At 69.0% G+C, this 13089-nt stretch carries 6 protein-coding genes; all 6 read left to right on the top strand.

Annotated features, from left to right (window positions below; all coding sequences use genetic code 11):
* The first annotated feature begins 2 nt into the window (after positions 1–2).
* The gene (gene scpA, locus A5771_RS03735; RefSeq protein ID WP_064853853.1) at positions 3–2294 is read left to right on the top strand and encodes a methylmalonyl-CoA mutase; all 2292 of its coding nucleotides are present in this window, start codon (positions 3–5) and stop codon (positions 2292–2294) included.
* Complete coding sequence (gene meaB / locus A5771_RS03730; protein ID WP_064853852.1) at positions 2295–3290, top strand: methylmalonyl Co-A mutase-associated GTPase MeaB; 996 nt, start codon at positions 2295–2297, stop codon at positions 3288–3290.
* 59 nt (positions 3291–3349) lie between these two features.
* A complete protein-coding gene (locus A5771_RS03725) occupies positions 3350–4615 on the top strand; it encodes a serine hydrolase domain-containing protein (RefSeq protein WP_064853851.1) in 1266 nt (421 codons plus the stop codon).
* A 42-nt stretch (positions 4616–4657) separates the two neighbouring features.
* Positions 4658–5368 (top strand): thioesterase II family protein, encoded by a 711-nt coding sequence (locus tag A5771_RS03720; RefSeq protein WP_064853948.1) that lies wholly within the window; start codon positions 4658–4660, stop codon positions 5366–5368.
* 572 nt (positions 5369–5940) lie between these two features.
* Positions 5941–7698: an AMP-binding protein gene (locus A5771_RS03715; RefSeq protein WP_064853850.1), complete on the top strand. Its 1758-nt coding sequence runs from the start codon at positions 5941–5943 to the stop codon at positions 7696–7698.
* 3 nt (positions 7699–7701) lie between these two features.
* Entirely contained in the window at positions 7702–13074 is a 5373-nt protein-coding gene (locus A5771_RS03710; RefSeq protein ID WP_082947039.1) for a type I polyketide synthase, read from the top strand.
* Positions 13075–13089 lie beyond the last annotated feature (15 nt).

Raw genomic sequence — 13089 nt, 5'->3', positions numbered from 1 at the left:
CCATGACCACCAGCACCTCACCCGGCACCATCGGAAGTTTCGCCGACATCGCTTTGCACGGCGATGGCGAACCGGTGGCCGAAGTCTCTGCAAGCGCCCTCGCCGAGCACGTCGCGGCCGCCGCGGCCGCACACGGCTACACGCCCGACCAATTGGACTGGCACACCCCGGAAGGAATCGAGGTCAAGCCGGTCTACACCGCCGCCGACCGCGCCGCCGCGGTCGCCGACGGCTACCCGCTGGACAGCTTCCCCGGCGAAGCCCCGTTCGTGCGCGGGCCCTACCCGACGATGTATGTCAACCAGCCCTGGACCATCCGCCAGTACGCCGGGTTCTCCACCGCGGCGGACTCCAACGCGTTCTACCGCCGCAACCTCGCGGCCGGGCAGAAGGGCTTGTCGGTCGCCTTCGACCTGGCCACCCACCGTGGCTACGACTCCGACCACCCCCGGGTGCAGGGTGATGTCGGAATGGCCGGGGTGGCAATCGATTCCATCCTGGACATGCGGCAGTTGTTCGACGGTATCGACTTGAGCGCGGTCAGTGTGTCGATGACCATGAACGGCGCGGTGTTGCCGATCCTGGCGCTGTACGTGGTGGCCGCCGAGGAGCAGGGGGTGCCGCCGGAGAAGCTGGCCGGCACCATCCAGAACGACATCCTCAAAGAGTTCATGGTGCGCAACACCTACATCTATCCGCCGAAGCCGTCGATGCGGATCATCTCCGACATCTTCGGCTACACCAGCGCCAAGATGCCCAAGTTCAACTCGATCTCGATCTCGGGTTACCACATCCAAGAAGCCGGTGCCACAGCGGATCTGGAGCTGGCCTATACGCTGGCCGACGGGGTGGACTACATCAAGGCCGGGTTGGACGCCGGCTTGGACATCGACAAGTTCGCGCCCCGGCTGTCGTTCTTCTGGGGCATCGGGATGAACTTCTTCATGGAGGTCGCCAAGCTGCGCGCGGGCCGGCTGCTCTGGAGTGAGCTGGTCGCGCAATTCAACCCGCGCAACCCCAAATCCAGGTCATTGCGCACCCATTCGCAGACCTCGGGATGGTCGCTGACCGCCCAGGACGTCTACAACAACGTGGCCCGCACCTGCATCGAGGCGATGGCCGCCACCCAAGGCCACACCCAGTCGCTGCACACCAACGCCCTCGACGAGGCGCTGGCGCTGCCCACCGACTTCTCGGCCCGGATCGCCCGCAACACCCAGCTGCTGCTGCAACAGGAGTCGGGAACCACCCGGCCCATCGACCCCTGGGGCGGCTCCTACTACGTGGAGTGGCTGACCCATCAGCTGGCGCAGCGCGCCCGCGCCCACATCGAGGAAGTGGCCCAGCACGGCGGGATGGCCCAAGCCATCAGCGACGGCATCCCCAAGCTGCGCATCGAGGAGGCCGCCGCGCGCACCCAGGCCCGAATCGACTCCGGGCGTCAGCCGCTGATCGGCGTCAACAAGTACCAGGTTGCCGAGGACACCGAGATCGAGGTGCTCAAGGTCGAGAACAGCCGGGTGCGCGCCGAACAGCTGGCCAAGCTTGAGCAGCTGCGCGCCGAGCGCGACGAAAACGCCTGCCAGGCCGCGCTGGCCGAGCTGACCCGGGCCGCCGGTGCCACCGGTACAGCAGGGGAGGACGGGCTGGGCAACAACCTGCTGGCGCTGGCCATCGACGCCGCGCGGGCCAAGGCGACCCTCGGTGAGATCTCCGACGCCCTGGAGAAGGTCTACGGGCGCCACCAGGCCGAGATCCGTACCATCTCTGGCGTCTACCGTGATGAAGTCGGGAAGGGCAGCAACATCGCTAGCGCAACCGCCCTGGTGGAGAAGTTCGCCGAGGCCGACGGCCGCCGGCCCCGCATCCTGATCGCCAAGATGGGTCAGGACGGGCACGACCGCGGTCAGAAGGTGATCGCCACCGCGTTCGCCGACATCGGCTTCGACGTCGACGTGGGCGCGCTGTTCTCCACCCCCGATGAGGTGGCGCGCCAGGCCGCCGACAACGACGTGCACGTGGTCGGGGTGTCCTCGCTGGCGGCCGGGCACCTGACGCTGGTGCCGGCACTGCGCGACGCCCTGGCCGAGGCGGGCCGGCCCGACATCATGATCGTGGTCGGCGGGGTCATCCCACCCGGCGACTTCGACGAACTGTATGCCGCCGGGGCGAACGCGATCTTCCCGCCCGGCACGGTGATCGCCGACGCCGCGGTGGACCTGCTGCACGCGCTCGCGTCGCGGCGAGGCTACGAGCTCGGTGAGCCGGGCGGACCGGTCGCAGACCCGAAATAAATGGCCGCCAACATTGACACCGTCGCCGAATTGGCGGCGGCGGTGCGCTCCGGTGATCGCTCGGTGCTGCCGCGGGCCATCACCCTGGTCGAGTCGACCCGCGCCGACCACCGCCAACAGGCCCAGGAGTTGCTGCTGGAGCTGTTGCCGGTCGCCGGGGGGGCCCGGCGAGTCGGCATCACCGGCGTTCCCGGCGTCGGCAAATCGACCACCATCGAGGCGCTCGGCATGCACCTCATCGAGCACGGGCACCGGGTGGCGGTGCTGGCCGTCGACCCGTCGTCGACCCGTACCGGCGGTTCGATCCTGGGTGACAAGACCCGGATGCAGCGGCTGGCCGCCCATCCGGACGCCTACATCCGGCCATCGCCGACGTCGGGCACCCTGGGCGGAGTCGCCCGGGCCACCCGCGAGACGGTGGTGCTGCTGGAGGCCGCCGGCTTCGACGTGATCCTGATCGAGACCGTCGGTGTCGGCCAGTCCGAGGTGACGGTGGCCAACATGGTCGACACCTTCGTCTTCTTGACCCTGGCCCGCACCGGCGATCAGTTGCAGGGCATCAAAAAGGGCGTGCTGGAACTGGCCGACGTCATCGTGGTCAATAAGGCGGATGGCGAGCATCTGGCTGAGGCGCGGGTCGCCGCGCGGGAGCTGTCCGCCGCAGTCCGGCTCATCTATCCCCGTGAAACCTTATGGCGGCCACCGGTTTTGACAATGAGTGCGGTCGAGGGCACCGGACTGTCGGAGTTCTGGGAGACCGTGGAGCGGCACCGCCAGACGCTGATCGACGCGGGTGAATTCGACACCAGGCGGCGTGCTCAGCAGGTGGACTGGACCCGCCAACTGGTCGCCGACGCGGTGCTGGAGCGGGCGCTGTCGGGTCCGGCCGTGCGCGAGCTTCGCGTCGAGCTCGAACAGCAGGTGCTTAGTGGCGAGCTGACGCCTGCGCTGGCTGCCCAGCAAATTTTGACGGCGATCTTCGCGCCGCCGGGTTGATACCGAACCGGTGCAGTAACACAACTTATCTGCGCCGGTCACACGGTAGATTGCCCACCATGACGGAGCATTTCGACGGTCGCCGGACGATGCTTCCGGCGAATGTGCACGGCGCGGCTGACCCTAACTTCGGCTGCGCCGTGCGCGCCTTCGCCGCGATGTTCCCCGGCCGCCGCTACGGCGGCGGCGCGCTGGCGGTGTACCTGGACGGCCGGCCCGTCGTCGACGTGTGGACCGGATGGTCGGACCGGGCCGGCCGGGTGCCGTGGTCGGCCGACACCGGCGCCATGGTGTTCTCGGCGACCAAGGGCGCGGCGTCGACGGTCATCCATCGGCTGGTCGACCGGGGCCTCGTCGACTACGACGCCCCGGTGGCGCAGTATTGGCCGGAGTTCGGCGCCCGCGGCAAGGCCGCGATCACCGTCCGGCAGCTGCTGGACCACCGGGTGGGGCTGACCCACCTGCACGGAGCCAGCCGGGCAGACCTGCTGGACCACGTGACCATGGAAGCGCGGATGGCCGCCGCGGCGCCGGGACGCGAGTTCGGAAAGCCCGCCTACCACGCGCTGACCTACGGCTGGCTCATGTCGGGGCTGGCCCGGGCCGTCACCGGCACCGGCATGCGCGATCTGTTCCGCTCCGAGCTGGCCGCCCCGTTGAACACCGACGGCCTGCACCTGGGCCGGCCACCCGCCGGCGCGCCGACCGTCGCCGCGGAAATCATCATGCCGCAACGCGACCGCGGCAACCGGCTCGCGGAGCTGCTGGCGACCAGGGCGGCCGCGATGTTGCCGTACGGCGGCTTCGGCGCCATCTACTTTCCCGGTGTGATGGGCACCTTACGCGGCGACACCCCCTTCCTGGACACCGAGGCCGCCGCCATCAACGGTGTCGCCACCGCACGCGGATTGGCCCGTCTCTACGGCGCACTGGCCAACGGCGGGCAGATCGACGGAACCCAGTTCCTGTCCCGGCGGTTGGTAAGCGGCCTCACCGGCCGGCACCGCATGGAACTGGACCGCACCATCGGGGTTCCGCTGGCATTCCACCTGGGGTACCACGCGGTCCCGTTCGGCCCGGTGCTGCCGGGCTTCGGCCACGTCGGGCTGGGCGGCTCGCTGGGTTGGGCCGACCCGGCATCCGGGCTGGCGTTCGGATTCGTCCACAACCGGCTGCTGACCCCGTTCGTGGCGCTCGACCATGCCGGCTTCGTCGGGACGGCCGCGCTGATCCGCCGGGGCGTCGCCCAGGGCCGCCGGCACGGGTTCCACCCCGTCCCGCTGCTCGGGGCGCCGTTCGCCGAGCGCGACGCCGCAACCGGGTAACCGTCCCCGCCGGGCCCCCCGGTTCCCACTAGGGTGTCCGGAGTGACAGACCGTACTCCGAAGCTTTACATCTTCCCGCACGCCGGCGGATCGCCGCAGTACTACGTTCCGTTCTCCAAAGCGTTTGTCACCGACGTCAAACGCATCGGTGTGCAGTACCCGGGGAAAGGCGGTAACCACGACCTCGGCGCGTTCACCAGCATCGAGGACCTCGCCGACCGGGTCTGCGACAAACTGCCCTCGCCCACCGACGGACCGGCCGCCTTCTTCGGGCACAGCATGGGCGCCCTGCTGGCCTTCGAGGTGGCCCGCCGGTTCGAGGCGGACGGCAAGGCGATCGCTGCGCTGTTCGTGTCCGCGGCGGGCGCGCCCGGGCGGGCGGGATTTGACAACATCGGCGACTCCGATCGGAACCTGCTCGAGGCGGTCAGTCAGATGACCGGGGTCAATCCGGAGTTCCTGGAGAACGAGGAATTCGCGGCGAAGATCCTCCCGACGCTGCGCGGGTTGAAAGCGATCGCCAACTACGACTGTCCACCGGAGGCGCGAGTGTCCTGCCCGATCGTCGCCTTCCGCGGTGACGAGGACGGCGTCGCCACCGCCGACAAAGTTGCCCCGTGGGGCGAGCGCACCACCGCCGAGTTCAGCGTTCGGACCTTCACCGCGCCCGGTCATCACTTCTACCTCAACGATCATCTGCCCGAACTCGTCGGCGATATCGAGGAGAAACTGGCGGTTTACTGCCGGGGATGACACCGGCTGCGACGCCCCTCAGCCTGTGAAATTCCTGTTGGTGCCGGTGTGACCCCTGGTGCTAGGGACGATTCCTGGGCTAGTATGCCGGATCTGCTCCGTGCGCCCGGTAGGAGACTCATAAATTCCCGGTCAACAGGGCATACGTGGTAGCCTCCGCAGGAGGAAAACGCCTGGGATGTCGGGGTCCGAGGAGTTTTTGCCAAGGTCCAAACACCCAGAAGGGGTACCCGTGTCGATGGTCGAATCCCCCGCGCCGGCTGCCCCGGCCGCGCGATCTCGGCGCCTGGATGTACCCGCCCCGACATTTGATCCGACATGGCGGGCAAGCGGCCCCGGGCAAGGCTGAAGCACGCAGCTGAAACAGGTCGGGCACCAGCGCCACCGAACCTGACCCCACGCCGGGAGGCATCCCACATGTCACTCATCCAATTGCATATCCCTCCGCTGTGCAGCCACACCGCACAGCCAAACCGTCCGGCTGGACCACAGGCGTGACACATCCCGACGGGGACGACGTGCTTCAGCGGTTGAGGTACGCGGACTTGACATCACAAGGAGAAAACATCGCAATGGCGGTCAGTCAATCGCACATCCCGGGACTGCTGGCGGACCGGGCCCGGGAGAAGCCGGATGCGCCTGCGTACACCTTCATCGACTTCGACGTCGACCCGGCCGGCTACCCCGAGACCCTGACCTGGTCGCAGCTGCGCAACCGCGCGCAGGTGGTGGCGGCCGAATTGGCGACCTGCGCGTCGCCGGGCGACCGGGTGGCGCTGCTGGCCCCGCAGAGCATGGAGTACATCGTCGGGTTCTACGGCGCGCTAGAGGCGGGGATGATCGCCGTTCCGCTGCCCGTGCCGATGTTCGGGGCGCACGACGAGCGGGTAACGGCAGCACTGCGCGACTGCACCCCGGCGGCGATCCTGACCACGTCGGCGGCGGTCGGCGACATCGCGAACTCGATTCGTGACCTTGGCGGTAAACCGCCGGTGGTGATCGAGGTCGACGCTTTGGACCTCGACTCGGAGCCGGTGCTGACGGCCACCGCCACGGCGCCCACCAAGACGGCGTTTTTGCAGTACACCTCCGGGTCGACCCGGACCCCCGCCGGGGTCATGGTCGGGCATCAGAACGCGATCGAGAACATGCGGCAGATGATCGCCGACACGTTCGAGGACATCGGTGGGACGGTGCCGGCCGACACCACCCTGGTGGCGTGGCTGCCCTTCTATCACGACCTCGGCCTGATGTGCGGCATCATCTTCCCGCTGGTGGGCGGCCACCAGGCGGTGCTCTTCAGCCCGATGGCCTTCCTGGCCAAGCCGGCCCGCTGGATGCAGCTGGTGGCCAGCTATCCCAACGCCTACACCGGTGGGCCCAACTTCGCCTACGAGTTGGCCGTCCGGCGGACCTCCGACGAGGACATGGCCGGGCTCGACCTGGGACGGGTACACACCTTCGCGTTCGGCGCGGAGCGGGTGCACGCCGCCACGCTGCGGCGTCTCGCCGACCGGTTCGCCAAGTTCAACCTCAACCCGGCGGCGCTGCGGCCCGGTTACGGACTGGCCGAGGCCACCGTGTACCTGACGTCGAACACGCCGGGCAGCCCGCCGCCCACCGCGCGTTTCGACTACACCAAGCTGGCGGACGGGTCGGCCGAGCCGAGCGGGCCCGAAGGCGGTGTCGAGCTGGTCAGCTGCGGGGTGCCGCGCGCCTGCACGGTTCGCATCGTGGACCCCGACACCCAGACGGAGAACCCGGAGGGCAAGGTCGGCGAGATCTGGGCATGTGGCCCCAATATCGCCGCCGGCTACTGGCACAACCAGCCGGCAACCGAGGCGACCTTCAGTGGCAAGCTGGCCGACCCGTCGCCCGGCACCTCGCAGGGGCCGTGGCTCAAGACCGGCGACCTCGGGGTCATCTCCGGCGGCGAGCTCTACATCGTCGGCCGGATCAAGGACCTGCTGATCGTCGACGGGCGCAACCATTACCCGGACGACATCGAGGCCACCGTCCAGGAGATCACCGGCGGGCGTGTCGCCGCGGTCTCCGTCCCCAACAGCCGGTCGGAGCAGCTTGTTACGATCGCCGAGTTCAAGAACAAGGGGGACTCGGACGAGGAGGTCCTGGACAGGCTGAACGAGGTGCGGCGAAAGGTCACGGCCGCGCTGTCGAAGGCGCATGGGCTGGCCGTCGGTGATCTGGTTCTGGTGCCCCAAGGCGCCATCCCGATCACGACCAGCGGCAAGATCCGCCGTTCCAGCTGCGTGGAGATCTACCAGCGAGACGGGTTCGACCGATTGGATGTTTCCGCTCGGTCTGTATGAGCGATGACGAGCTGCCGCGCAGCTTTCGGGGAGGTTGAGTTGAGCGAGAAGAATGCCGTGCCGGCCGGGGGGCCGGACCGCCGGGCGATTGTTGCTGAGGCGCTGCGCAAGATCGATGACCTGACGGCGCGATTGGCGGTGGCCGAGGCCGGTGATACCGAGCCGATCGCGGTGGTCGGGATGGGCTGCCGGTTTCCGGGTGGGGCGGATGGCCCGGCCGCGTTCTGGCAGCTGTTGTGTGATGAGGGCTCGGGCATCGTTCGGGTTCCGGCGGATCGCTGGGACGCCGATGCGTTTTTCGCGTCGGATCATTCGGCGCCGGGAACGATTTGTTCGCGCGAGGGCGGGTTCTTGTCGTCGTGGCACCCTGCGGAGTTCGACGCGGAGTTTTTCGGTATCTCGCCGCGTGAGGCCGACGCGATGGATCCCCAGCAGCGGTTGCTGATGGAGGTGTCCTGGGAAGCGCTGGAGCATGCCGGGATCACCAAGGAGGCGATCCGCGGCACCCAGACCGGTGTCTTCGTCGGCCTCACCACTAACGACTACGCCCTGCTGGCGGCCGAAAGGGTCGGCCCCCGCGACGTCGACCCTTACCTCGCGTTCGGCAACGGCCCGAACTTCGCGGCCGGTCGGTTGTCGTATTTCCTTGGCGTGCACGGCCCGGCGATCATGCTGGATACGGCCTGCTCGTCGTCGCTGGTGACGATTCATCTGGCGTGCGCCAGTTTGCGGCGCCGGGAGTCCGATCAGGCGCTGGCCGCCGGGGTGAACCTGATGCTGTCCCCGCAGAACAGTGTGGCGACGTCGCGGTGGGGGATGTTGGCCCCGGACGGCCAGTGCAAGACCTTCGACGCCGGCGCTGACGGCTATGTGCGCGGCGAGGGCGCCGGGGTGGTGGTGCTCAAGCGGCTTTCGGATGCTCAGCGTGATGGTGACCGGATTCTGGCGCTGGTGCGGGGTTCGGCGGCGAATCAGGATGGTCCGTCGAGTGGTCAGACGGTGCCGTCGGGTCCGGCACAGCAGAAGGTGGTTCGGGCGGCGTTGGCCGCGGCGCGGTTGGAGCCGGGTGACATCGACTACGTCGAGGCGCACGGTACTGGTACCGCTTTGGGTGATCCGATCGAGTTGGATGCGTTGGCGGCGGTGTTCGGTGAGCGTGGTTCGTCGGCGCCGCTGGTGCTGGGTTCGGTGAAGACGAATCTGGGGCATCTCGAGTCGGCCTCGGGTGTGGCAGGTTTCATCAAGACGGTGTTGTCGGTGCAGCAGGGGTTCATTCCGCGGCATCTGAATTTTTCGGAGTTGACGCCCAATGCCGGTGCGGGGGCGTCGAAGTTCCAGATCGCCGCGCAGGCGATGGCGTGGCCGGCGGTGTCGCGTCCGCGGCGGGCGGGGGTGTCCTCGTTTGGGGTGTCGGGCACCAATGCGCATGTGATCATCGAGCAGGCCCCGGCCGTCGAGCCGGTTGAGCCGGCCGGGTGGGTTGCCGAGCCGGTGGTGCAGACGTTGGTGGTCTCGGGTAAGTCGCCGGCGCGGATCGCGGCCACCGCCGGTGTGCTGGCGCAGTGGATGACCGGCGCCGGCGCCGACGTGCCACTGGCCGACGTCGCGCACACCCTGCGCCGGCACCGCAGCCGCTTCAAGTACACCGCGAGCGTCTGCGCCCGCGACCGCGCCACCGCGGTGGCCGGATTGACCGCTTTGGCCGCCGGCGACAGTGCCGCCGGTGTCGCCGAGCCGCGGATCCAAACCCCAAGCGCCCGACCGGTGTTCGTGTTTTCGGGTCAGGGTTCGCATTGGGCGGGGATGGGTCGTCGGTTGTTGGTGGATGAGCCGGTGTTTGCCGCGGCTGTTGACCAGTTGGAGCCGGTGTTTGTCCGCGAGGTGGGTTTTTCGCTGCGTGAGGTGATTGCCCAGGGTGCGGAGATTTCCGGTGATGCGCAGGTGCAGCCGGTGATCATGGGGTTGCAGTTGGCGTTGGTGGCGTTGTGGCGTTCCTATGGGGTGGTTCCGGATGCGGTGATCGGGCATTCGATGGGGGAGGTCTCGGCGGCGGTGGTGGCCGGGGCGTTGACGCCCGAGCAGGGCCTGAAGGTGATTGCGGTGCGTTCGGCGTTGATGTCGCGGCAGGCCGGTCAGGGTGCGGTGGCGTTGTTGGAGTTGGATGCGGCGGCCACCGGTGTGTTGTTGGCGGAGTATCCGCAGGTGGCGGTGGCGGGGTATTTGTCGCCGCGGCAGACGGTGGTGGCGGGTGTGCCCGCGGATGTGGATGCGGTGATTGCGGCGGTGGCGGCTCGGGAGCGGTTTGCCCGGCGGGTCAATATGGAGGTGGCCTCCCATACCGCGTTCATGGATCCGATTCTGGCGGAGTTGCGTGCGCAGTTGGCCGGGGTGGTTCCGGCCTCGCCGCAGATCCCGTTTATTTCCACGGTGGTCGACCCGGCCGGGCCGGCCCCGGTGCTCGATGCCGACTATTGGGCCGACAACGTGCGCCAACCCGCATTGGTCAGCCAGGCGATCGGCGCCGCGGCCCAGAAGTACGGCACCTTCATCGAGATCAGCCCACACCCGATCCTGACGCACACCATCGACGAAAACCTGCAAACCGTTGCGCACCGCAGCGTCGCCACGTTGGTGCGCGATGGCGACGACACCGTCTGTTTCCACGAGCATCTCAACAGTGCGCACCCGGTGAGTCCTCGGGAGCTGCCGCACCCCGCTGAGCCGCACCCGGTATTGCCCGCCACGCCGTGGCGGCACACCCACCATTGGCTGGAGATCGAAAACTCCGTTGCCGCAGCCGAATCCGCGCCGCGGCCGGGCGTATTACTGGGTACGCACATCACGATCGGCAGCACTCCGACCGTCCACCTGTGGCAGGCGCGGCTGGCGCCGGAGTCCAAGCCCTACCCGGGCAGTCACCGCAACAACGGGGTGGAGTTGGTGCCCGCATCGGTGCTGCTGCAAACGCTTTCCGAAGCCGCGGCCGAGGTGAGCGGGCAGCCGGCGCTCAGCGACATCCGCTTCGAGCATCCCGTCGTCGTCGACCGGCCGCGGACCATCCAGGTCGTCGCCGACAGCGAATCGGTCGTCATCCTGTCGAAGTCGGTGACCGACAACGACCCGGCGACGCGCTGGGTCAAACACGTCAGCGCCCGCATCGCGCCGCGCGCCGAATCCGCGTCGGACACCACCGCTGCGAGGCGCACCAACGGCCACGCCGGAACAACATTCGACGACGACGCGGTGACCTCGCTGTGGCTGGCCTGGGGCAGTGAGGGGCGCCCGTTCGACTGGTCGGTTCAGTCCGGGCGCGCGACCCCGGTGGAATTGCGGGCCGAGATAGCAGCAGCAGCGTCCGCACACGCGGGCACCGCGCTGCTCGACGCCGCCCTGCACATCGCGCGGCTGGTGGACGGCACCAACCCCGAGCTGATGGTGCCCGCCGCGGTCGACAGCGTCCGGTTCTCCGCACCGCCCGCCGAGGGCCGGGCAGGGGTCACCGTGCAGCGTCGCGACGGCGAGGACGGCGAACTCATCGTCGACATCGCGGTGACGACGCCCGACGGTGCGCCCTGCTTCGACATCCGCGCGCTGCGCTACACCGCACTGGACACCGCGGCGCCCGCCGCTGACCCGAGCTCGATCGCGCACGCGATCGACTGGCAGCCCTGGGACGCCGCCCCGCAAACACCGGACCGGCCCGGCACGCTGTCGGTGCTCGGCGACGGTGCCACCGCCGAGGCCCTGCGTGGTGGACTCACCGCGGCCGGTCACCGCGCCGCCGGGGTCACCGAGGCCCAGACCGTCGTCTACGTCGCCGACTCTCGGCCGGACGAGAGCGACCTGGACTGCGCGTCGCGACTGGTCGGTGAGGTCTCCGCGCTGGTGGCGCAGCTGGCCGAACGCGACGACCACCCGCCGGCGCTGTGGATCGTCACGCACGGCGTCCACGAGGCCGCTTCCGATGCCGCGGTGCGCCAAAGCTGCCTGTGGGGCCTGGCCGGGGTGATCCGGGCCGAGCAACCGCAGCTGTGCGGTGGCTTGGTGGACCTACCCGGACACCCGGCCGCCATCGCCGATTCCGTCGCGACGCTGTCGGGAGTGCTGCGCACCCCGGCCAAATCCATCCTGGTGCTGCGTGACGGCCAGTTCCTGGCACCGACGTTCACCCCGATCTCCGGTCCGCCGCAGCGCGAGCCGATGGTGTGCCAACCCGACGGGGCCTACCTGATCACCGGCGGCATGGGAGCGCTCGGTCTGCTGATGGCCGGATGGCTGGCCGACCGCGGCGCCCGCCGCGTGGTGCTGGCCGGACGCAGCGCGCTGCCGCCGCGGCGCGACTGGGACGGCGAGGGCCTCGACGACGACACCCGGCACAAGATCGCCGGCATCCGGGCGCTGGAGCGTCGCGGCGTCACCGTCGACGTGGCCGCCCTGGACATCGGCTCCCGAGACGGTGTGGTCGACCTGCTGGCCCGCCGCGACGCGGCGGGAGCACCGCCGATCCGCGGCATCATCCACGCCGCCGGCGTCACCGAGGGCCAGCTGCTGACCGAGGTCGATGACGACCGGCTCCGGGCCACCATGTGGCCGAAGGTCGCCGGCGCCCAGGTGCTGCACGAACTGTTCCCGCCGGCCAGCGTCGACTTCTTCTTTATGACCGCCGCGGCGGGCGCGGTGTTCGGGGTGCCCGGCCAGGGCGCCTACGCGAGCGCGAACGCCTACCTGGACGGTCTGGCCCGCGCCCGCAACAAACGGGGCTGCCACAGCGTCAGCCTGGACTGGGTGGCCTGGAAGGGTCTCGGCTTCGGCGCCGAGGCGCACGTCGTGCTGCACGAGCTGGAACGGATGGGTTCCCGGCCGATCTCGCCGGCCGAGGCGTTTGCCGCCTGGGACCACGTGGAGCACTACGACGTCGCCCAGGCCGTGATGGTGCCGCTGCCCGGGGAAGGAAAGCCCGGGGAGTCCGCTGCCGACGGTCCGGCACCTGCCCGCGACTGGGCGCAGCTGCCCCCCGATGAGATACTCAGCGAGCTCGAAATCGGGTTGCGCAGCATCCTGGCCCGCGAGCTTCGCATGTCGGAGGCTGAACTCCTGCTGGACCGGCCGTTCGCCGAACTCGGCCTCAACTCGGTGATGGCGATGGCGGTCCGGCGCGACATCGAGCAGCTGGTCGGTCTGGAGCTGTCGGCGACGATGTTGTGGAACCACCCGACGACTGCCGCGCTGGCGGCGCATCTGACCGGCAAACTGCTGCCGCAGGAAGACTCCGGCGACGAGGGCGGGGGCGGCGAGCTGACCGAGTCGGCCGACAGCGTGTTGAATGAGCTGTTCGACAGCGTGGAATCGGCTCCGGCCGGATGGGATGGAATCTAGTGGGAATTGAGTTCC

Origin of the sequence: Mycolicibacter sinensis, from assembly GCF_001667375.1 — a bacterium.
Lineage (GTDB): Bacteria > Actinomycetota > Actinomycetes > Mycobacteriales > Mycobacteriaceae > Mycobacterium > Mycobacterium sinense_A.
The sequence above is the reverse complement of the archived record's forward strand: the minus strand, read 5'-3'. Positions and strand labels throughout refer to the sequence as shown.

What these genes read in the sequence shown, in the direction of transcription:
- meaB (WP_064853852.1), top strand. Translation starts at nt 2,295, where the DNA reads ATGGCCGCCAACATTGACACCGTCGCCGAATTGGCGGCGGCGGTGCGC.
- A5771_RS03710 (WP_082947039.1), top strand. Translation starts at nt 7,702, where the DNA reads ATGACGAGCTGCCGCGCAGCTTTCGGGGAGGTTGAGTTGAGCGAGAAG.
- scpA (WP_064853853.1), top strand. Translation starts at nt 3, where the DNA reads ATGACCACCAGCACCTCACCCGGCACCATCGGAAGTTTCGCCGACATC.
- A5771_RS03715 (WP_064853850.1), top strand. Translation starts at nt 5,941, where the DNA reads ATGGCGGTCAGTCAATCGCACATCCCGGGACTGCTGGCGGACCGGGCC.
- A5771_RS03725 (WP_064853851.1), top strand. Translation starts at nt 3,350, where the DNA reads ATGACGGAGCATTTCGACGGTCGCCGGACGATGCTTCCGGCGAATGTG.